This window comes from Chryseobacterium sp. Leaf404 (genome assembly GCF_001424145.1).
In the GTDB taxonomy this organism is placed as follows: Bacteria; Bacteroidota; Bacteroidia; order Flavobacteriales; family Weeksellaceae; genus Chryseobacterium.
Window position 1 is genome coordinate 479,989 of the sequence record NZ_LMQM01000010.1, and the last position, 19,562, is coordinate 499,550.

A 19,562-nucleotide genomic window follows, 5' to 3' on the forward strand; every position below is an offset into this window, starting at 1 on the left:
AATTTGCAGGCTTAACAAAATAAAATTATGAAAAAACTGTTATTACTTGCCCTGTCTGCGGGTTTTATGTGCAATTCATGTACTGTAGACGACGATGATGAATTTACCAATCAGTTTTCACTTTTAGGTGTATGGCATCCCTCCAGAGAAATTGTAGTTTCCGGAAGCACTGGTATTACTTTATCAAACACAGATTACTCGCCTTGCTATCAATCAAGCACGCTGGAATTTAAAACCAATAATACTGTAGTAACCAATATTTTTGATGTTAATATTACCGGAAACTGTGTGAGTACGGGAATAGAAACGGTTAATTACTCATATGATCATACCAACTCTAAACTCGTTATCGACGGTGAAAACATTGAAATTATAAGCCGTACCCAAAACGAACTGCAGTTTGTAAGCCACTACGAAGACGAAGATGGTGACGGTGTGGATGATAAAATCATTATTGTGATTAACAAGTAAAAAAAACACTTCCTTTTGATCTGGAAGTGTTTTTTTATTTTATTTTTTACGTTTCGATTTCGAAATCGCTTTCTGCTGTGCTCTGTTGGCTCCGAACTTTTTGGGAGTTTTTCTTTTCGAAGGCCCGCCCCAGTTTTCTTTTTTGTTTTTGTCTTTCTTTTCGTGGAAAGCACCGCCGCCTTCAAAGATTTTTGCCTGTGCAGGATTTTTCATCACAATCAGGTCTTCCTCAGATGCAATTTTTTTAGGATTGATTTTCACTTCTTCAGGGAAATCAATGTACGATAATTCTTTATCCATCAGCATCTCGATTTCTACAGCCCATTCTTCCTCTTTTTTAGTTACGAACGTTACCGCTTTACCGTCTTTGTCTGCTCTACCCGTTCTCCCGATTCTGTGAATATACTGCTCCGGAACGTCAGGAGTTTCAAAATTGACAACGTGGGTAATATCTGAAATATCAAGACCTCTCGCCATAACATCTGTTGTAATTAAACCTCTTATCTCTTCATTTTCAAAACGTTTCATCGCTTTTAAACGATAGTTTTGAGACTTATTGGAGTGAATTACATCAAAATCATCAGGAAAAATTTCGTTTATCTGAGTAAACAGCAGGTCTGCGTGCTTTTTATTGTTGGCAAAAATCAAAACTTTAGACATTTCGCCGTCCTTCTTTAGTAAGTGCTCGAGCAAATTAATTTTGGTGTTGAAATTTTCAACTTTGTAAGCAGTCTGCTCAATTTTTTCAAGTGGCGTTCCGGATTTTGCCAAAGAAATTTCTACAGGACCTGCAAAATATTCATCAAGCATATCGTCAACCGCTTCTGTCATCGTTGCTGAGAAAAGAATATTCTGTCTTTTTTCACGCATCATTTCAAAAATATGTGTCAGCTGTGGTCTGAAACCAAGATTTAGCATTTCGTCAAATTCGTCGATGATTAATTTCTGAACTTCTTTTAAAGAAATCGCATTATCAATAGCTAAATCCATGATTCTACCAGGTGTTCCCACCAAAATATCACAACCGTTATTGAAAAGTAATTTCTGTGTATTGATGTTTTTCCCGCCATAGATTCCTATCACTCTTGCAGTAAGATTTTCCGCCAGCTTTTCTACGATTTCCGTCACCTGAACCACCAGTTCTCTTGTTGGAACCAAAATCACAACCGTAGGATTTCCATTTTTGTTGTATTTCCAGGTCTTTAAAACCGGAAGTAAATACGCAAGAGTTTTTCCCGTTCCCGTTTGTGCAATTCCCATCACATCCCTTCCTGAAAGGATCGGACCGATACTTTTTTCCTGAATTGGAGTGGGCTCAAATAAATTTAAATCTGCTAAAACATCAAGAACCTTCACCGGAAGGTCAAAGTCTGCAAAAGTGAGTTTTTCCATTTTGCAAAGATAGGGATTTAAATTTTGTGTTTTGAGGATGGAAGATGGATGGGAAAGCGGGAAGTTTTGTCTCACAGATTAACAAAGATTCTATCCTCACTTATCTGTGAAAATCTGTGAGATCTGCGCGGGATTAAAAATTATTTCCGTGAGATTCTCAACATCAGAATAACTACCAGCAAAACAGAAAAACAAAATCCCAAAACTGCTACCAAAGACATTTCACCGATTCTCGGACCCGATTCTGATACGAAAACAATCGCCGTTGCAATAATATTTGCTCCCAGAATCATTGCGAGAATAAGATTTACAATGCTTGATTTGATCAACTGATTGGTCTTTTCAATATTTTTGATTTCGCTTGTTACCGTAAATTTATTTTCATCTAATTTTTGAAGTACAGAGCGAAGTTCTTTCGGAATTTCATCAACGTTATCAGTAAAATTCATCATTTTCTCAACTCCCACTTTCATTAAACTTTCCGGAGACAGTTTTCTCGCAAAAATCTTTTTTGAATAAGGCTTTAAACTTTTTACAACATCCAGATCAGGATTGATACTTCTTCCCACGCCTTCTATAAGACCAATTCCTTTAAATAAAAGATAGAAATAATCGGGCATGTGAAGACGGTTGTCTTTTAGAACATCTTTCATTTTATTCATCACCACATTGGCATCGATATCTTTCAGAGAAGAGCTGTGCACGAAATCCAGAATTTCCTGAACGTCATTTTCAAACCTTCTTTCATCAGGAATGCTGTAGCTAACAGACATTTTTTTGAGATAACGTACAATTTTATGAGAATTTTTGGCAACAAAAGCAATGATCAGATTTTCTAAAACCTCTTTGTCATTCGGCTGAATTTTCCCGACTGCACCGAAATCTATAAACACAATTCTACCATCTTTTTTCACCAGAATATTTCCGCCATGAGGATCTGCATGAAAAAAGCCAAAGTCTAAAATCTGAGAAACAAATAACCTTAAACCAACTTCCGAAACAGTTACAGGATCGATATCGTTTGCAAGAAGAGAAGTTTTGTCTGTCACTTTAATTCCATCCACAAACTCCATACAGAGGACGGTATTGTTGGAAAATTCATCGTAAACTTTCGGAACGTAAGTTTCTTTATTGTTTTTAAAATTTCTTGCAAACTGCAGAATGTTTTCTTTCTCGTTTATCAGTGAAAGCTCTTCGAGCAAAGATTTTTCAAAAGTTGAAATTGCCTGCTTCAGATTGAGTTTTTCGCCTAAATCTGTGTAAGAATAAAGAAGTTTTATAATATCTTTCAGCAGTAAAAGGTCGTCTTCGATGTAGGTTTGAACGTCTGGTTTTTTGATTTTAAGAATTACTTTTTCTCCAGTCAAAAGTTCAGCCTCATAAACCTGAGCGATGGAGGCTGTTGCCAAAGGTTTTGGATTGATAAATGCAAAATGTTCATCAGCAGAAATTCCGATTTCATTTTCGAGGATTTCTTTTACGTTTAAATCAACCACTTCCACTCTGTCTTGAAGTTTTTGAAGTTCCTGAATGAGTTCCGGTGGCAGAAGATCTTCACGATTGCTGAACGACTGTCCGAGTTTTACAAAAGTGGGACCGAGCTCTTCCAAAACCATTCTGATTCTTTCATAAACAGTACCTTTCGAGATCACTTCATCAGCCTGAATTTCTTCTGATTCAGCTTTTTTTCCGCTGTTCATTCTTGCCAAAACATCTTTAAAACCGTACTTACTGAGCACGGAAATCATTTTGGCGGATCTTTTTAGCTTTCGCTGTTGCTTGTCAAACATTCTTTGTGAAAATTGTTCTCCGAAGGTATTCAAAAAATGTTCCTGATGAAAGATTTAAATAAAAATTAGATCACCCTAAAAACCGTCAGCACCAAAATCAGCATCATCCACCCCAAGATTAGATAAAAAAACAGTCGGCTTGGTTGTGAAATATCTTTCAGTTTATCAATGACTTTATTTTTTATAACTTCGGAAAAGCTTACGTTCTCATTTCTGAAATCAACTTCATTAAGATCAATTTTCTTAAAGCAAAATGCAAAATATAAATAGTTCTAAATTTTCGTGATATAATTTTGCTGAAAAACGATTGAAAGGTGTAAACCATTCATCACAAAAAAAGCAACCACCCTTTTCATGTAATTGCTTTCTTTCTTGAAAATTCCAGTTTTACTTTAAATAAGTTTCATACAAATCTGTTCGTCTGTCTTTTAAAATCTGTACCGAACCGTTGTGGTGAAGGTCTTTGAGTAAATTCAAATCTACGTCTACAATTAATGTCATTTCCGTATTTGGAGTGGCTTCACCTTTCACGGCATTTGAAGGAAATGCAAAATCGGACGGCGTAAAAACGGCGGCCTGACCAAACTGAATATCCATATTATTCACACCCGGAAGATTTCCAACACAGCCGGCGATGGCGACGTAACACTCGTTTTCAATGGCTCTTGCAGCGGCACAGTGGCGGACTCTCATGTAAGCATTTTGAGTATCGGTGAGATACGGTACAAACAATATTTTCATGCCCTGATCGGCTAAAATTCTTGGCAGTTCAGGAAATTCTACGTCATAGCAGATCACCAATCCCACTTTTCCGCAGTCTGTATCGAAAACTTTTATTTCGCTACCGCCTTTCATACCATAGTATTTTTTTTCGTTCGGGGTGATGTGAATTTTTCTGTATTCATCAATTCTTCCATCGCGGTGCATCATGTATGAAATATTGTAAAGGTCGTTTCCGTCAAAAAAAGGCATACTTCCGGAGATAATATTGACATTGTAGCTGATGGCAAACTCGGAAATTCTGGTTCTGATATCATCTGTCAGTTTTGCCAGTTCAATCATACTGTCTCTCTCGGAAAGATGGTTGAAAGGCGCCAGTAGTGGCGTGTTGAAAAGCTCAGGAAAGAGCACAAAATCTGCCTTGTAATCTCCCATCACATTTACAAAAAACTCTACCTGCTCATAAAATGCATGGATATCTTTAAAGTGTCTCATCTGCCACTGTACCAGCCCAAGACGGATCACGCTGTCCTGCATCGTGTTCGGCTTTTTGCTGTAATAAATATTGTTCCACTGGAGTAAAACTGCGTTTTCTTTTGAAGATTCATCTTCCAGAAGATATTTATTCAGGACTTTGACAGGTAAAAAATTATTGGAAAGCTGAAATGAAAGTACTGGGTCATAAATCTCTTTATCACGCACTTTTCTGATGTATTCTCTGGGCGAAAGCTCATCACTATGCTTGTGATAATGAGGGATTCTGCCTCCCAAAACAATGGCTCTGAGATTCAGCTGCTCGCAAAGCTCTTTTCTGAGGTCATAAAGTCTTCTAGCCAAACGAAGTTCACGGAATTCAGGATCTACGAAAACTTCAATTCCGTAGAGAACATTTCCTGCATTGGTGTGTGTATTGAAGGTGTAATTTCCCGTAATATCTTTATACGTATGGTCATCGCCAAACTCTTCGTAGTTCACAATAATAGACAGTGCAACAGCCGCGAGTTTGCCGTCTACAGTGATACATATCTGTCCTGCGGGAAAAATTTTTGTAAGTTTTTCTATGCTTTTTTTTGGCCAGATGTAGTCTGACATTGTGGGATAAGCCCTTTTCATCGTTTCTACCAGCTCTTCATGGTCGTCCACACTTAGATTTCTTGCGTCTATCTGCATAATTTTCTTTTAAAGTTACTGTTTTTCTAAGTTTAAAACTTATTTGAAGGCATTATTTAAACAAGATTTACACCAAGCCGCACAGTTTTTGTAAGTATTCTCAAAATTAAAATATGAAAACATATTCAGTTCTTCTGCTCGTTGCCTTAAGTTTTCAGAGTTGTACAAAGGAAAAAACTTCTGAAAGTCTAACCCAAAATCAAACTGATAGTAAAACCGTTAAAGCACCTGTTAAAACTGATAAAATTACGATTTCGTCTAAAGAAGATATTCAGAAATATTATGGTGAGTTTCAGGATGAAATAAATAAAAAAGTCCTGGATTCTGTTTTTTTCGAATACGAATGCGACGGACGGGTAGGAAACGTGACATACTACTCAAAAAATTCAAAGGTGAAGGTGATTAAACATTCGTTTGCTCAGTACAGCCACTACTCTGCTGATGAAAACTATTATCTGAATGAAGAAAAACCGTTTTTTATACTGAAGGAAGAAACTGTTTGGAGCTTTAACGGTGGAACTTCAGAAAAACCTGAAACAAAAGATGACATCACAGAATCGAGAATATATTTAGCAGAGAATAAAGTGATTGACTGTCTCGAAAAAAAATATACCATCCTTTCAGCCGATAAAAAGAAACCGGATGTTCCTAAATTTCCAAACTATGCTTCTAAAAACTGCAAAAGCAAAGAATTGCTGGCAGAATTTGGAAAAATAATCAAAAATAAAAACTTTAAAAAAGGTCTAAAACAATGTTTTTAGAAACAAAAAAGAGATTTCCGCAAATGGAAATCTCTTGTATTTTAGATAAAAGTTTAAAAAATTAAACTTTCATAATTTCTGCTTCTTTATTTTTCAAATGGTCATCGCAGATTTTAACATATTTATCTGTGTAATCCTGAATTGTTGCCTCAGAGTCTTTGATGATGTCTTCAGAAACACCATCCAGTTTTTTAAGCTCTTTAATACCGTTTTGTCTCGCGTTTCTGATTACAATTTTGGTATCTTCAGTTTCACCTTTAGCCTGTTTTGCAAGCTCTTTTCTTCTCTCTTCAGTTAATGGCGGTACATTCAGAATGATGTTTTCACCATTATTGGAAGGAGCAAAACCTAAATTAGAATTGATAATTGCCTTTTCAATAGCATTAATCGCAGTTCTGTCCCAAGGCTGAATAGAAATCGTCATCGCATCCGGCACAGAAACGTTGGCAACCTGATTAAGCGGAGTAGGTGCTCCGTAATATTCCACCATTACATCCTGAACCATCGCTGTAGACGCACGCCCCGCTCTGATTCTCTGAAACGCATGATCCAAATGCCTTACCGCAGCATCCATGTCATCTTTTACAGAATCTAATATAAGATCTAATTCTTCCATTATATATTTAAAATTTGAATAATTACACATTTATTATGAGTAATAAGTGATGTGTAATGAGTAATAATACTATTTCAAAATCACTTTTTCCTTACTTGGTTCCTTTTACTTTTTACCTGGCTCTTTTACCTGGCTTTTACAAATCAACTAACGTTCCCACATTCTCGCCGTCTACGATTTTTATAAGATTTCCGTCTTTGTTCATGTCAAAAACGATGATCGGAAGTTTATTTTCGTGGCTTAAAGTGAAAGCGGTCATATCCATTACCTTGAGTCCTTTTTCGAAAACTTCTTCGAAGGTTAATGAGTTGAATTTTACTGCGTTCTCATTTTTCTCAGGATCCATATCGTAGATTCCGTCTACTCTGGTTCCTTTTAAAATTACATCAGCATCAATTTCAATAGCTCTTAAAGTAGCTGCAGTATCTGTTGTGAAATATGGGTTTCCTGTTCCGGCACCGAAGATCACTACTCTGCCCTTTTCAAGATGTCTTACTGCTCTTCTTTTAATGAAAGGTTCTGCGACTTTATCCATTTCAATGGCAGACTGAAGTCTGGTTTTGATTCCTGCATCTTCCAGAGCTCCCTGTAATGCCATTCCGTTGATGACAGTTGCAAGCATTCCCATGTAGTCGCCCTGCACTCTGTCCATCCCTTTTGCAGCACCGGCTACACCACGGAAAATATTTCCTCCTCCTATCACAATCGCCACCTCGCAGCCTCTGTCTACAACCTGTTTGATTTCTGCAGCATATTCCTGCAGCCTTTCAGTATCAATACCATATTGTCTGTTTCCCATCAGGGCTTCACCACTCAGTTTCAGAAGGATTCTTTTATATTTCATGTCTTTCAATAATAATTTTGGGAGCATTAATTCTTTTAAAATTAATTGTGCAAATATAAACATTAATAACAATTATTTTTCAGAAATTTTGCAGTACGAAAAGTTTTAATTTCATTCTAAATTCTGTAAAAATTTAATGAATTCTGTTCAAAAAATACAGTAACAAAATCTTAACAAAAACGTTTTTGCAGGTGTAAACTGATAATCAGCAATAAATCCTGACGTTAATTATCAACAAATCGAGTAAATACTTAAACAAATATTTTGATAAGTTCTAAAAAGGATTATTTTTGCATTAATTATATAAAGAATTGAAGAAAGTTTTAGTTTTCCCTCTTTTGCTCGCAGGTATCTTTTCGTTTGCACAGAACGGAAACAATGTATACCCTTTCTTAAACATCCCTGTTTCTGCGCGTCAGGCGGCTTTGGGAGGTGACGCAATATCTGTGAGAGATCAGGATGTCTCTTTCGCTATTGCTAATCCGTCTTTGCTGAATAAAGATTCTGATATGCAGCTTGCTCTCAATGCAACAGCATATCTCGCAGATTCTAAATACGGAACGATTGCTTTTGCTAAAGATATGGATAACGGACATTTTCTTACGGCCAATGCCAGATATCTGAGCTATGGAAATATCCCCAGAACAGACGAAAGCGGTTTTGAAATGGGAGAATTTTCAGCATCGGATGTTGCTGTGGGAGCAGGATATGCCTATCAGTTTGAAGAAAACTGGACAATTGGCGGAGGCTTAAACTTTATTACATCAAAAATTGATACCTACACATCTTCTGCAGTTTCCGGGAATGGAGGTATTACCTATCATCACAAGAAAAACAAGGAGACTGCATCTTTAGTATTCAGAAATTTCGGATATCAGTTTAAATCATTCAACGGCACAAGAGAAAATTTACCTTTCAGAATAGATTTGGGTTACACCAGAATTATTCCGAATTTCCCTTTGGCAGTAACCATTACAGCACACGACCTGCAGCAGTTTGATATTTCTTCTGAACTGAATGCCAACGGACAGGAAGTGAATATTGGTAGAAAAATTGCCGACCACTTTTCATTAGGTGCTGAACTTTTTCCTGAAAGAAGTTTTAACATCCGCCTAGGATATAATGTAAGAAGAGGGAGTGAACTTGCAGTGGTGGATCAGAGAAACTTTTCGGGACTTTCCGGAGGTTTTGGGATTAAACTTTCAAGATTCCGTCTGGATTACGCACACGTAAGATATCACAATGCTTCAAATGTAAATCAGCTGGGTATTTCTGTGGATCTTACAAGCCGTAAGGGGGAGTAATTTTTTTCTCTCAATTCCTTTCAAAATCTTTTTTTTTAGATTAAACAACTGTTGATTTTTTAATAAAATTTCTTCAAATTTGCCTTTATGAAATCCCCATGATTTAAAAGCACTAACACCTTTGAAGATTAAGGGATTCCATATGTCTTTTAAAAAAACAATAAACATCTACAGATGAAAAAACCGGTAATCGCCATAGACGGATTTTCTTCCACAGGCAAAAGTTCGATTTCTAAAATCATTGCACAGAAACTTGGCATTGTACATTTAGACACCGGGGCACTGTACCGCGGAGTAACCTGGTTTGCGCTTCAGAATTGTTGCAATGAAGACGGAACTGTTAATTTTGAAAATTTATTTGAAAACTTTGACCACATTCACCTTGAATTTAAAAATATTGAGGATGAACTGGTTCTTTTTTTAAACGAAATCAATATCAGCAAAGAAATCAGAAGCAACAAAGTCTCAGATCAGGTAAGCATTGTTGCAAAACAGCCGGAAGTGAGAGAATTTCTATTAGGTTATCAAAGAAAACTTGCTGAAAAAGGCGGTATCATTATGGACGGCAGAGATATTGGCACCGTGGTTCTGCCCAACGCTGACTTTAAATTTTTTATCACTGCCAGTATTGAAGAGCGTACGAGACGTCGCTACCATGAGCTTTTGAGTCTTGGAATTGAAGCAGATGAAAAAAAAGTAGGTCAAAATCTCTCTGAGAGGGATAAAATTGACAGTGAACGTGAAGTTGCGCCATTAAAACAGGCTGATGATGCGGTGGTGATAGATAATACAGATATCAGTAAAAAAGAAACCATCGATCTCATTCTTGATTACGTGAAAAATTTTTAACAGTTTTTAATAGTTAATTTACTTCTTTGGTATATTAATTGTAAAACTTAAGACAACTAATTCGAATATATTAACAATTAAAAAAACAAGAAATGTCTAAGAAAGGAAATACAGCAGGGATTTTAGCAGGTTTATTAGCCGGTGCAGCTGCCGGAGTAGTATTGGGAATGCTTTACGCACCTGAAGAAGGTAAAGAAACCAGAAAAAAAATTAAGACTAAAGCCGGAGATATTAAAGATCAAGCTAAGAATAAATACGGAGAAGTTTCTGACAAAGTAAAGGAGCAGTATGACAATATTTCTTCTACTTTTAAAGACACTGCCAATAATGTAGCACATACCGTAAGAGATGGGTATGATAAATACAAAGACCAAATCGTTTCTAAAACTACAGATGTAGTGAAAGATGTTGAAAACGGTCTGAATGATTTGAAATAATTTTATTTTCACAGTAATAGTTGAAGGAACTTTGTTTTTAAAGTTCCTTTTTTTGTAACTTTAAAAAAAAATCAATGGTAGAAACTTTAAAAGAATATGCAACCAAAAGACTGGATCTGCTGAAGATCCAGGCCACTGAAAAAACATCACTGTCGGCAGGAATTATCACCTATCTTATCATATTCCTTATTGCGTTTGCCTTTTTTATCATCATGTTCAATTTCGGGCTTGCTTATCTTATAGGCAGAGCTCTTGACAATACGGCATTTGGCTTTCTGATCGTTGCCGGATTTTATGTTTTTGTCATGATGGTCATTGCAGTTTTCAAAAAGAAAATCGTGAATATTATCGCAGATAAAGTGGTACAATTTATAAATCATTAAACCTATGAGTGTAAGTTTTAACAGTCTGGAAGAACTGAAAAGAAAGAAAAAACTCCTGCAGGAAGAAGTGAATGATCTGGAAGCCATTCTTACATTTAAAAATGCAAAAGAAAGTTTAAGTGCTTTCACCAATGGATTTACAGACCAGTATCTTAAAGAGAAAACTGATGAGGACGGTGAAGAAAAGACGGTTTTACGTAAAGATGTTATTGCAAAACAGGTAAGTTCTGAGGTGAAAAATTTGATTTTCAGTAAAAGTACTGCTGTAGGAATTGCTAATTCAGCATTTAAAGGTGATGCACTGGAAGGTCTGATTAAGCTCGGTACAACTGCCCTTGTTGCAAATTATGCCAAGAAAAATCTCACCAGCAGCAAGTGGAAGAAAAAAGCAATTGGTGTTGCCCTCATCTATCTTGCTCCCATAGCTCTAAAGTTTATCAGGGGAAAACTTGAAAATTATCAAAAAACCAAAAGCGTTTCGAGTATGGAGCAGCTTATATGAGCGGGAGTGTTGGAGAGTCGGAGTGTTTGAGTATATCAAGAGCCCTCCCACTCTCTGATTCTAAAACAAAAAAACTTCTCAACCAGCAACTCTATAACCCTAAAACGCTCCGACTCTCAGACTCTACACCTCAAACCCTGAAAAGCTGTCCTAAGATAATTCCCGCAGCCATAGAGACATTAAGACTTTCTGTAGACTGCGACTTTCCGAATCTCGGGATACTGATGCTTTGATGCAGAAAATTTTCAGTTTCAGGACGCATACCGTTTCCTTCGTTACCTAAGATCAGATTGATTTTTTCAGGTTTCTGAAAAGTGTAAATATTTTCGCCTATCATATCAGTTCCGATATTCTGATTTTCAGTTTCAGATAAATACTCAACAAGATTTTTGTACACGATATTTACTCTTGTAAAAGAACCCATCGTTGCCTGAATAACTTTAGGATTATAGAAATCTACAGTATCTTCGCTGCACACAATCTGTTCAATTCCAAACCAGTCTGCAAGTCTTATAATGGTTCCCAGATTTCCGGGATCCTGAATTCCGTCTAAGACAATCTGAAAATCTTTTTCCTGAAAGCCAGACTCTTCATGCAGATAACATACCGCTACTGAATCTTTTGGATTCTGCAGGAAACTTAATTTCCTCAACTCATTTTCAGAAACTGGGATGCATGAAACATTATTAAATCTCAGTTTTCGTGGATCTGTAGAATATATTTCTTTAATTTTAAAACCTGAACCGTTAAGTTCTGAAATAATTTTATTGCCTTCAACCAAAAACAAATTGTATTTTTGCCTGAACTTCTTTTTATCAAGAGACTGTAAAATTTTTAGTGTATGAGCTGTAAGCATTATAGGAATTCTCCTCAAAAGTATTATAAAATTCTTTCATTTGCAATATTTATTATTATACTTTACGCCTGCAGTACTACCAAAAAAGTTCCTGACGGGCAGTATCTTCTCACGAGCAACACTTTTGAATTTGAAGATGGAAAACAACCTTTTGATGATGAGCTTAAGGATTACGTACAGCAAAAACCAAACAAAAAACAACTGCTTTTCCTTCCATTGAGTCTTTGGTTTTACAATGCGGCAAACCCGAAATACGACACCATTTTAAATGAATACATGACCTATCCCAGCGAAATGAGAAATCAAAAGCTGAGAGACTCACTTTTCATAAAATACAATATGCAGAGCAGTGTGGGTAAAAGTTTGTTTATGGACAGACTGTACCATAACTGGGGAAGTGCACCGAGCATTTTTGATGAAGCAAAAACTGAAAAAAGCGCTGCATCAATAGAGAAAAGATTGACGTACAGAGGTTTTTGGGACGGTGAAGTAAAAGCCACAGACAAAAAGGATTCGGCGAGTAAAAAGGCAAGTGTAAATTACACAATCAGGCACAACAGCCCTACGATCATCAAAGATTATTATTACAACATTCCGGATTTGGCGATTAAAGATCATTTTAAAAACAGTATCGCAAAAACCAATATTAAAAAAGGTGATATCCTTGATCAGACCAATCTTGAAAAAGAGGTTGTAAGAATCAACGAGATTATGCGCGGCAGCGGCTATTACAGATTCAACAGTGCAAATAATGAGGTATATTTTGTAGCCGATTCTTTAAAAAGCAGAAAAGAGGTTCCGCTAACTCTGGAGATTCACAAAGATTCTGTTGATACTCCTTACAAAGTTGCGACTATAGGAGATATTGATGTTGCTGTAGTAGATGATATTTCAGATTATTATGAAAAAAGAACTACAAGAGACAGCCTCAGAAGAATCCGCTTTCATAAAACCGATGACCGTTATAAAAATCAGGCTCTTTGGCGGGCCGTTATTGAAGACCACGGATCTGTATATGATCAGAAAAAACTGAATCTTACCAAACGTAATTTTTCAGCAATGAATAACTTCAGTATCCTGAAAAGCGATGTGGATTACAGAAAAAATGATGGTGGAAAAATAAGTGACAGCATTCTTGATGTTTTATATATTTTAAAACCATTAGACAAATTCCAGCTTAAACTGGGAACAGATATCAATTATTCACAGCTTTTAAATTTAGGTATTTCACCTTCTGTGGATCTTACAACAAGAAATGTTTTTGGAGGTGCCGAAAATCTCTCTACCAGTCTTTCCGGAACGTTTGGAAGAATCGTCAACCCGAGAGACATTGACAGAAGAATTGGTGCCTACGAAATTTCTGCACAGGCTTCACTACAGTTTCCAAGATTACTTTTGCCTTTCTCTTATTACAAATTAATTCCCAAACGGTACACTCCTACATCTTCTATTGTTTTGGGAGCTTCTGTACAGAACAACATTGGTTTGGGAAGAGTCAATTTCAATACGGGTTTAAATTATTTCGCCAACGTAAACGATCAGGTTTCACACAGACTTTCACTGTTTAATACGCAGTTCAGTTTAACCAAAAACAAAGAGAACTACTATGATTTTTTCGTAGGTGACGAAAACATCAGGAGAGCAGCTTTTGATGATTATTTCACTTACAACCCTCAGTTAGGTCAGCAGTATAATTCCGGTCAGTTTACCAAAGATCAGGTTTCTATGATGATTCTTCAGGATGAGGGTTATGTGGCAACACTTGATCAGACAAGAGCAGACCGTTTGCTTGCCTTCACAGGAACATTGGTGAATAAAGACAGACAAACACAGGATGTTGTCATCAACTCTCTAATATACAATTTTGTTTATAATGAAATTGGTAAAAAAGATTATCCCAACGCATTTTATTTTAACGGAAAAGTAGAATTGGCAGGCAATCTCCCTGGTCTTTTTACTAAAGCAACAGATGGCGGTGGCGTAGTTACAACCCCCCAAAAAACGATTTTCGGAATACCTTATGCACAATTTGTAAAATTTGATTTTGACATCAGAAAATATTATAAAATTAACGGCAACCAGACTCTCGCTTTACGGCAGTTTGTAGGAGTGGGAATCCCTTACGGAAACTCATCCACTATGCCTTTCGTACGTTCTTATTTCAACGGTGGTTCTAATGACATCAGAGCGTGGGTGGCATTCGGAGGTCTTGGACCTGCAGATTCGCAGATTGATGAGCGTGTGCGTACCTATCTGATGGGAAATGTAAAACTGACCACAAATATTGAATACCGTCTTCCTTTCAACGATATGTATGAAGGAGCCATATTTACAGACATTGGGAACATCTGGAATCTTGAAGACAGCGGTTTTGAAGATCAGTTTAAATTCAGCAAATTCATCCGCCAGATGGGTGTAGGAAGCGGATTGGGATTGAGAGTAAATATCGCCTACATCACCTTAAGGCTAGACCTTGCCTATAAGATGTATGACCCCAACAGGCCAGATTCAGAAAGATGGAGAATAAAACATTTCAATCCTCTGAAACCAACCATGAACATTGCATTTGGTTATCCTTTCTAAATCTTAATCAGGAGAAATCCCAAGGATATAATAAACCACAGCCGCAACCCTGGCTAAACTTTCTCTGGACTGATTTCTGTAAAAACTTTCAGGTTTAGATACGTCCTGAGCATCAAATCCCAAAGCATTCATAGAATTGTTTCTGGCAAAAAACAGTGCCCGCAGATTGTGAAATCCCTGCGAAACGATGATGACGTTTTTCTTTTTGTAAGTGTTTTTACAGCGGAGAATACTCTGGTAGGTATTAAAGCCTTTCGGGTCTTCAACAATAATATGTTCCGGCACGCCTTCCTGATAAATGAGATAGTTTTTCATGGCAGCCGGCTCGTCATAGCCCTTACTTTTTTCACCACTTACAACAATGGTTTTTATTTTGCCGTGATGATAGAGCAAAGCAGCAGCATCCATCCTTTTGGTGAAGTACGGATTTGAAACTCCGGATCGCATTCTGGGTGAAGTTCCCAAAACCAAAGCAACTTCACGCGGAGGAATTTTTGAAATTTTTGTGTATGTTCTTCCGTTGGTAAGCCCAAACACCCATGCATTGCACAGAGCCATCAGCAGAAGAAAAATTTCTGCTGAAACGAAAATAAATTTGAATATGTGCCTGATGAATCTCAATTGAAATCAAAGTTAAGCTTTATTTTCTTTGTTTTGGCAATAGACATGCAGGCTAAAATTTTGCCCTGTGATTCTTCTTTTTCTGTTAAATATTCATTTTCCAGAAGTTCCACTTCACCTTCTTCTAAAAAACACTCGCAACTGCCACAGATTCCGGATTTGCAGGAATATGGGACAGGAAAATTTTTTACTAATAGCTGCTGTAGTATTTTCTCTCGGTTATTTTCAAGTTCTGTTTCAAAGTTTTTACCTGAAATCTGAAATTCTACTTTAATATTTTCAATAAGAGGAAATTCTTTTTCTATTGGATAAATGTCTTCATTAAACTCTTCAAAAAGTTCAAAGTGAATGTTGTTTTTCGGAATCCCGAGATGAAAACAGGCATTGGCAAGGCTTTTTATCATTTCACCTTTTCCACAGATTAAAACTTCATCTACAGCATCCCAAATCGTTGATTCTTCGTCGGTATCATCAAGATGCAGAATCTGGTTGATAATTAAATTTAATTTTTTATCATCAAGTCTTCCAGAAAAAAAGGAGTTTTCAGTATTTTCTCTCGAAAAAAAGTAGAAAATCTGCAATCTGTCGCCATAAAAACGGGCAAGCTGATCAAGCTCCTCACGGTATGCGAGGTTTTCAGAGTTTCTGTTTCCGTAAAAGAGGAAGAGACGGGTTCTCGGTTCCCGGTGAAGAATATTTTTAAAATGGCTCAAAACAGGCGTAATCCCAATGCCTGCAGCAAAACCTACTATGGTTCTGAATTCACTCGGCTTTGAAACCAAAGTAAATCTACCGGCAGGTTTGCTTACATACATAAAATCACCAATCTGATAATTTTTGTAAATGAATGCGGCAGAACCTCCATCAGAATTCATCTTCAGCCCCAAAGAAATTTTCTTCTCAAACGGAGCAGAAGTCATCGAGTAATCATTTATAAATTCACTGCCTTTGTTTTCGGTGAGAATACTTACATACTGGCCGGCATCAAAAGAAAAAAACTCAGTCAATTCTTCCGGAACCTCAAATTCCAGAGAGAAAGTATTTTTGGTCAGGTCTTGCTTTTTAGCTATTTTTAGCGGGTGAAACGCAGTGAGTTTACCTTTATAAATTTGTTGTTTCATATCTGAATTTCAAAAATAAATAAAAAATATGAAGAAGCTTCTTTTATCTGCATTTGTTTTATGTGCACTCTCTGCATGCAAAAAGCAGGAACCCACTTCAGAAACGCCCACAAATACAGACTCTGTGGCTGTAAATACAATTCCTGAAAAAGACAGCGTAAAAGTTAATTTAAAAGAAATTTCTCCGAAGGAACTCTCAGAAAATATTTCAAAAAATAACGATACTTTGTACGTAACAAATTTTTTTGCTACCTGGTGTGGCCCCTGCATGATGGAAATGCCTCATTTTAAGAAAAAAGTTGAAGAGCTGAAGGGAAAACCTGTGAAGTTTCTTTTTGTAAATATCTACAATAAACCGGAATGGACTAAAGACGTACCTGCTTTTGCGGAAGAAAGCGGTTTGAAAGACCAAATAGTTTTGCTGGATGATTCAAAATTAGACCCTTCATTTTTCGATGCTTTCACATCATGGAAAGGAAATAATATTCCCTACACTTTTTTCAGGAAAGGAAATAAAACCGATGAAGCTCTGGGTGGAATGCCGGAGGAGGTACTGGATGCCAAACTGAAAAGTTTTATTCAATAGTTCTATAAATGAGTCAAAAATTCAGAATTCTGTGTTCGATATTAATAGTCCTGACTGTTGCAGTCTCACTTATTAATCTGAACACAGGATTTTTAAGTTTAAATTTCAATGATTTTTTTGGTGAATCATCCAATAATCAAATTGCTGAAATACGTATAAACCGTGTTTTGGTAATGCTTTTGGCGGGAATTTCAATACCAACTTCAGGTTTTCTGATGCAGGAATATTTTCAAAACCCTCTTGCGGGACCCGATATTTTAGGAATCACTTCTGTTGCCAGCCTTTCTGTAGCTTTTTACATTTTTTTTTCTTATAATATTTCCCTTCCGGACTTTCTTCAGAACAGTTTCATGAGTCTTTCTTCCATCATCGGAAGTTTGCTCCTGATGTTGCTTTTGCTTGCAGTTTCTGATAAATTTCAGGATAAATCCTACTTAGTGATCTTCGGATTTCTCGTCTCTGCATTTGCTGGGGCAATTGTTTCACTACTTCAGTTTTATGCTGAAAATCAAAGTTTAAAAAACTATATCCTGTGGTCTTTCGGAGCGAATAATCTTGTATCGCGAAATCAAATCTATGTATTGAGTATTTTAATTCTGATCGGAATTTTTGTCAGCTTCAAAACAATCAAACCATTGATAGGCAATTCATTGGGAACATCTTATGCAAAAAGTTTTGGTGTTAATTTACATCACCTCAAATTACTGGTCATCCTTGCCTCTTCACTGCTTTCAGCATCGGTTACAGCATTTTTAGGGCCGGTTTTGTTTATCGGGATTATCGTTCCACACTTTTGCAGATTAATTTATAATCCAGCAAAACTCTGGCAACAATGGATTTTAAATATGCTTTTAGGTATGGTCATGATGATTCTCTTTTCAGTTATAGCAGAAAAATCACAGATCCCGCTCAATGTCATCAGCTCGATATTTGGAATTCCTGTAATTTTAATGATGCTTTTGAGGCAGAACAAAGTTTAGTTAAAATGCATCTAAAAATCAACCAGGCCAACATTGGCTACAGTAAAACTCTTATTTCAAATGCCAACGCATCTTTGAAACTGGGAGACGTCTGTCTATTAATTGGAAATAACGGTGTGGGAAAAACTACTTTAATAAAATCTATTCTCCACCACAACCCCTTGTTGGGTGGCGAAATTTTAATTGAAAATAAAAACGTAAAAGATCTGTCGGTAAAAGAAATTGCAGAAAACATTGCCATCGTTTTTTCAAAAGCGGTTATTCCGCAAAATTATACGGTTGAAGACCTGATTTCTTTAGGAAAATACATCTACTACCCTTTTTATTTTGAACTTACAAACGAAGACCGCGAGGAAGTTTCACATATTATCGAAAATCTTGATCTGATGCAGTACAGAAATACATTACTCAAGAACCTTTCAGACGGAAACCTTCAGAAAGCTTTTATAGGAAGAGCTTTGTCACAAAATTCACACATCATTATTTTAGATGAGCCCACTACCCATTTGGATGAAAAAAATAAACTAATTATTTTAAAAACACTTCGTCAATTAGCAAAAGAACAAAATAAACTTATTCTTTTTTCGTCGCACGACTGGCGTCTGGCCAAAGAATTTGCAGATAAAATTTGGTACATAAAAGAGGGAAATATGCATTCTGGAATAGTGGAAGATGTATTGTCACGGCATCTTGAGCTTACCAGTGCTTCCATTTTTCAAATCCACCAGAATTTTATTGCCCCAAAAATAACTGCTGCAGATCTACAGAAAGAGATGCTTTATTCTTTACTCCAGAAAAATTTTGAAAAAGACCTTTCAGCATTCCACTTCATAAAACAGAATGAAAAATGGATCATTGAACACAATTCTTTCACACATCAATGCGAATCTTTTGAAGAAATCATCAATTTCGTAAAAACCGTTCACTATATCAACCCTTAATGTATTGATTCTACATACTATGCATGCATAGTATTATGCTAATCATACATTTTAATATTCTATAAATCAACATATTATAAATATTTCTCTTTCAGAAATGCTATGCATGCATAATATTTGCTACATTTGAATAAACCGATTAGCAATAATTTACATGGATAACAACAAAGAAAAAACTGAAAATGTTGATCTTATTTTGAAGCAGACCTGGTTAGCTGTTTCAAAAATGTACACAGAGCTCGCGCAGGAACATGATTCTACTGCTGTTCAGGCGCTTACACTACTTAAAATTGATCCTAAAGAGGGTACAAGAAGTACAAATCTTGGTCCCAAAATGGCAATTGAGCCTACTTCCCTTACCAGAATTATTAAACTTCTGGAAGACAACGGCTATATCTACAAAGAAAAAACAACCCAGGACAAACGTGAAGTGATTATAAAACTCACAGATAAAGGATTAAACTCCCGAAATATGTCTAAAGAAGTGGTCGTTAATTTCAACAAAAAAGTTGTGGAGAAAATTTCACCTGAAAAACTGGAAATTTTCAAAGAAGTGATGACAGAGATTATGAAAATTTCAAATGATCTGAACAGTAAGAAGTAGAACGCTTTTTATTTGGGCAGCTATTTCCGCC

The 19,562-nt window shown here is 36.4% G+C and carries 20 protein-coding genes; 12 read left to right on the top strand and 8 right to left on the bottom strand.

The window, feature by feature from the left end; genetic code table 11:
• Positions 1-27: 27 nt before the first annotated feature.
• Positions 28-471, top strand: coding sequence for a lipocalin family protein (locus ASG31_RS07975; protein ID WP_056030331.1), 444 nt, complete (start codon positions 28-30; stop codon positions 469-471).
• A 39-nt stretch (positions 472-510) separates the two neighbouring features.
• Here ASG31_RS07975 and ASG31_RS07980 read toward each other — a convergent pair whose 3' ends face one another.
• The 3 genes from ASG31_RS07980 to ASG31_RS07990 all read right to left on the bottom strand — a co-directional run bounded on the left by ASG31_RS07980 (position 511) and on the right by ASG31_RS07990 (position 5,543).
• The gene (locus ASG31_RS07980) at positions 511-1,863 is read right to left on the bottom strand and encodes a DEAD/DEAH box helicase (RefSeq protein ID WP_056030332.1); all 1,353 of its coding nucleotides are present in this window, start codon (positions 1,861-1,863) and stop codon (positions 511-513) included.
• Between the two features lie 140 nt (positions 1,864-2,003).
• Entirely contained in the window at positions 2,004-3,611 is a 1,608-nt protein-coding gene (locus ASG31_RS07985; RefSeq protein WP_231433725.1) for an ABC1 kinase family protein, read from the bottom strand.
• A 429-nt stretch (positions 3,612-4,040) separates the two neighbouring features.
• Positions 4,041-5,543, bottom strand: coding sequence for a carbon-nitrogen hydrolase family protein (locus tag ASG31_RS07990; protein WP_056030338.1), 1,503 nt, complete (start codon positions 5,541-5,543; stop codon positions 4,041-4,043).
• A 113-nt stretch (positions 5,544-5,656) separates the two neighbouring features.
• Here ASG31_RS07990 and ASG31_RS07995 point away from each other — a divergent pair, with 113 nt between their 5' ends.
• Positions 5,657-6,304, top strand: a complete 648-nt coding sequence (locus tag ASG31_RS07995; protein WP_056030341.1) for a hypothetical protein — start codon at positions 5,657-5,659, stop codon at positions 6,302-6,304.
• 61 nt (positions 6,305-6,365) lie between these two features.
• Here ASG31_RS07995 and frr read toward each other — a convergent pair whose 3' ends face one another.
• Both frr and pyrH read right to left on the bottom strand, forming a co-directional pair.
• Positions 6,366-6,920 carry a ribosome recycling factor gene (gene frr / locus ASG31_RS08000; RefSeq protein WP_056030344.1) on the bottom strand — a complete coding sequence of 185 codons (555 nt, stop codon included), beginning with the start codon at positions 6,918-6,920 and terminating at the stop codon, positions 6,366-6,368.
• A gap of 136 nt (positions 6,921-7,056) precedes the next feature.
• Positions 7,057-7,764, bottom strand: a complete 708-nt coding sequence (pyrH, locus tag ASG31_RS08005) for a UMP kinase (protein WP_056031381.1) — start codon at positions 7,762-7,764, stop codon at positions 7,057-7,059.
• A 311-nt stretch (positions 7,765-8,075) separates the two neighbouring features.
• Between pyrH and porQ the strand changes: the two genes are divergently transcribed.
• The 5 genes from porQ to ASG31_RS08030 all read left to right on the top strand — a co-directional run bounded on the left by porQ (position 8,076) and on the right by ASG31_RS08030 (position 11,239).
• Positions 8,076-9,068, top strand: a complete 993-nt coding sequence (gene porQ, locus ASG31_RS08010) for a type IX secretion system protein PorQ (RefSeq protein ID WP_056030347.1) — start codon at positions 8,076-8,078, stop codon at positions 9,066-9,068.
• A gap of 174 nt (positions 9,069-9,242) precedes the next feature.
• Positions 9,243-9,917 carry a (d)CMP kinase gene (gene cmk, locus ASG31_RS08015; RefSeq protein ID WP_056030350.1) on the top strand — a complete coding sequence of 225 codons (675 nt, stop codon included), beginning with the start codon at positions 9,243-9,245 and terminating at the stop codon, positions 9,915-9,917.
• Positions 9,918-10,009: 92 nt separating this feature from the next.
• The gene (locus tag ASG31_RS08020) at positions 10,010-10,354 is read left to right on the top strand and encodes a YtxH domain-containing protein (protein WP_056030353.1); all 345 of its coding nucleotides are present in this window, start codon (positions 10,010-10,012) and stop codon (positions 10,352-10,354) included.
• A gap of 74 nt (positions 10,355-10,428) precedes the next feature.
• Positions 10,429-10,737, top strand: coding sequence for a phage holin family protein (locus tag ASG31_RS08025; protein ID WP_056030356.1), 309 nt, complete (start codon positions 10,429-10,431; stop codon positions 10,735-10,737).
• A 4-nt stretch (positions 10,738-10,741) separates the two neighbouring features.
• A complete protein-coding gene (locus ASG31_RS08030; RefSeq protein WP_056030360.1) occupies positions 10,742-11,239 on the top strand; it encodes a hypothetical protein in 498 nt (165 codons plus the stop codon).
• A gap of 130 nt (positions 11,240-11,369) precedes the next feature.
• On the opposite strand, the gene ASG31_RS08035 is transcribed toward ASG31_RS08030, so the two are convergent.
• The gene (locus ASG31_RS08035; RefSeq protein ID WP_056030362.1) at positions 11,370-12,095 is read right to left on the bottom strand and encodes a TrmH family RNA methyltransferase; all 726 of its coding nucleotides are present in this window, start codon (positions 12,093-12,095) and stop codon (positions 11,370-11,372) included.
• On the opposite strand from ASG31_RS08035, the gene ASG31_RS08040 reads away from it, so the two are divergent.
• Positions 12,081-14,678, top strand: a complete 2,598-nt coding sequence (locus tag ASG31_RS08040) for a BamA/TamA family outer membrane protein (protein ID WP_056030365.1) — start codon at positions 12,081-12,083, stop codon at positions 14,676-14,678. The two genes, ASG31_RS08035 and ASG31_RS08040, sit on opposite strands and share 15 nt — an antisense overlap.
• A gap of 3 nt (positions 14,679-14,681) precedes the next feature.
• Here the strand turns inward: ASG31_RS08040 and ASG31_RS08045 are convergent, their stop codons facing one another.
• Both ASG31_RS08045 and ASG31_RS08050 read right to left on the bottom strand, forming a co-directional pair.
• Positions 14,682-15,236 (bottom strand): vancomycin high temperature exclusion protein, encoded by a 555-nt coding sequence (locus ASG31_RS08045; RefSeq protein ID WP_410493183.1) that lies wholly within the window; start codon positions 15,234-15,236, stop codon positions 14,682-14,684.
• A 59-nt stretch (positions 15,237-15,295) separates the two neighbouring features.
• A complete protein-coding gene (locus tag ASG31_RS08050; RefSeq protein ID WP_056030373.1) occupies positions 15,296-16,420 on the bottom strand; it encodes a 2Fe-2S iron-sulfur cluster-binding protein in 1,125 nt (374 codons plus the stop codon).
• A gap of 28 nt (positions 16,421-16,448) precedes the next feature.
• On the opposite strand from ASG31_RS08050, the gene ASG31_RS08055 reads away from it, so the two are divergent.
• The 4 genes from ASG31_RS08055 to ASG31_RS08070 all read left to right on the top strand — a co-directional run bounded on the left by ASG31_RS08055 (position 16,449) and on the right by ASG31_RS08070 (position 19,531).
• On the top strand, positions 16,449-17,006 hold the full coding sequence (locus ASG31_RS08055) for a TlpA family protein disulfide reductase (protein WP_056030376.1): 558 nt from the start codon (positions 16,449-16,451) through the stop codon (positions 17,004-17,006).
• Between the two features lie 8 nt (positions 17,007-17,014).
• Entirely contained in the window at positions 17,015-17,986 is a 972-nt protein-coding gene (locus ASG31_RS08060) for an iron ABC transporter permease (protein ID WP_056030379.1), read from the top strand.
• A gap of 5 nt (positions 17,987-17,991) precedes the next feature.
• The gene (locus ASG31_RS08065; RefSeq protein ID WP_056030382.1) at positions 17,992-18,927 is read left to right on the top strand and encodes an ABC transporter ATP-binding protein; all 936 of its coding nucleotides are present in this window, start codon (positions 17,992-17,994) and stop codon (positions 18,925-18,927) included.
• A gap of 154 nt (positions 18,928-19,081) precedes the next feature.
• Positions 19,082-19,531 carry a MarR family winged helix-turn-helix transcriptional regulator gene (locus ASG31_RS08070; RefSeq protein ID WP_056030385.1) on the top strand — a complete coding sequence of 150 codons (450 nt, stop codon included), beginning with the start codon at positions 19,082-19,084 and terminating at the stop codon, positions 19,529-19,531.
• Positions 19,532-19,562: the final 31 nt, after the last annotated feature.

What these genes read in the sequence shown, in the direction of transcription:
- ASG31_RS07975 (WP_056030331.1), top strand. Translation starts at nt 28, where the DNA reads ATGAAAAAACTGTTATTACTTGCCCTGTCTGCGGGTTTTATGTGCAAT.
- ASG31_RS07980 (WP_056030332.1), bottom strand. Translation starts at nt 1,863, where the DNA reads ATGGAAAAACTCACTTTTGCAGACTTTGACCTTCCGGTGAAGGTTCTT.
- ASG31_RS07985 (WP_231433725.1), bottom strand. Translation starts at nt 3,611, where the DNA reads ATGATTTCCGTGCTCAGTAAGTACGGTTTTAAAGATGTTTTGGCAAGA.
- ASG31_RS07990 (WP_056030338.1), bottom strand. Translation starts at nt 5,543, where the DNA reads ATGCAGATAGACGCAAGAAATCTAAGTGTGGACGACCATGAAGAGCTG.
- ASG31_RS07995 (WP_056030341.1), top strand. Translation starts at nt 5,657, where the DNA reads ATGAAAACATATTCAGTTCTTCTGCTCGTTGCCTTAAGTTTTCAGAGT.
- frr (WP_056030344.1), bottom strand. Translation starts at nt 6,920, where the DNA reads ATGGAAGAATTAGATCTTATATTAGATTCTGTAAAAGATGACATGGAT.
- pyrH (WP_056031381.1), bottom strand. Translation starts at nt 7,764, where the DNA reads ATGAAATATAAAAGAATCCTTCTGAAACTGAGTGGTGAAGCCCTGATG.
- cmk (WP_056030350.1), top strand. Translation starts at nt 9,243, where the DNA reads ATGAAAAAACCGGTAATCGCCATAGACGGATTTTCTTCCACAGGCAAA.
- ASG31_RS08020 (WP_056030353.1), top strand. Translation starts at nt 10,010, where the DNA reads ATGTCTAAGAAAGGAAATACAGCAGGGATTTTAGCAGGTTTATTAGCC.
- ASG31_RS08025 (WP_056030356.1), top strand. Translation starts at nt 10,429, where the DNA reads ATGGTAGAAACTTTAAAAGAATATGCAACCAAAAGACTGGATCTGCTG.
- ASG31_RS08030 (WP_056030360.1), top strand. Translation starts at nt 10,742, where the DNA reads ATGAGTGTAAGTTTTAACAGTCTGGAAGAACTGAAAAGAAAGAAAAAA.
- ASG31_RS08040 (WP_056030365.1), top strand. Translation starts at nt 12,081, where the DNA reads ATGAGCTGTAAGCATTATAGGAATTCTCCTCAAAAGTATTATAAAATT.
- ASG31_RS08035 (WP_056030362.1), bottom strand. Translation starts at nt 12,095, where the DNA reads ATGCTTACAGCTCATACACTAAAAATTTTACAGTCTCTTGATAAAAAG.
- ASG31_RS08045 (WP_410493183.1), bottom strand. Translation starts at nt 15,236, where the DNA reads ATGGCTCTGTGCAATGCATGGGTGTTTGGGCTTACCAACGGAAGAACA.
- ASG31_RS08050 (WP_056030373.1), bottom strand. Translation starts at nt 16,420, where the DNA reads ATGAAACAACAAATTTATAAAGGTAAACTCACTGCGTTTCACCCGCTA.
- ASG31_RS08055 (WP_056030376.1), top strand. Translation starts at nt 16,449, where the DNA reads ATGAAGAAGCTTCTTTTATCTGCATTTGTTTTATGTGCACTCTCTGCA.
- ASG31_RS08060 (WP_056030379.1), top strand. Translation starts at nt 17,015, where the DNA reads ATGAGTCAAAAATTCAGAATTCTGTGTTCGATATTAATAGTCCTGACT.
- ASG31_RS08065 (WP_056030382.1), top strand. Translation starts at nt 17,992, where the DNA reads ATGCATCTAAAAATCAACCAGGCCAACATTGGCTACAGTAAAACTCTT.
- ASG31_RS08070 (WP_056030385.1), top strand. Translation starts at nt 19,082, where the DNA reads ATGGATAACAACAAAGAAAAAACTGAAAATGTTGATCTTATTTTGAAG.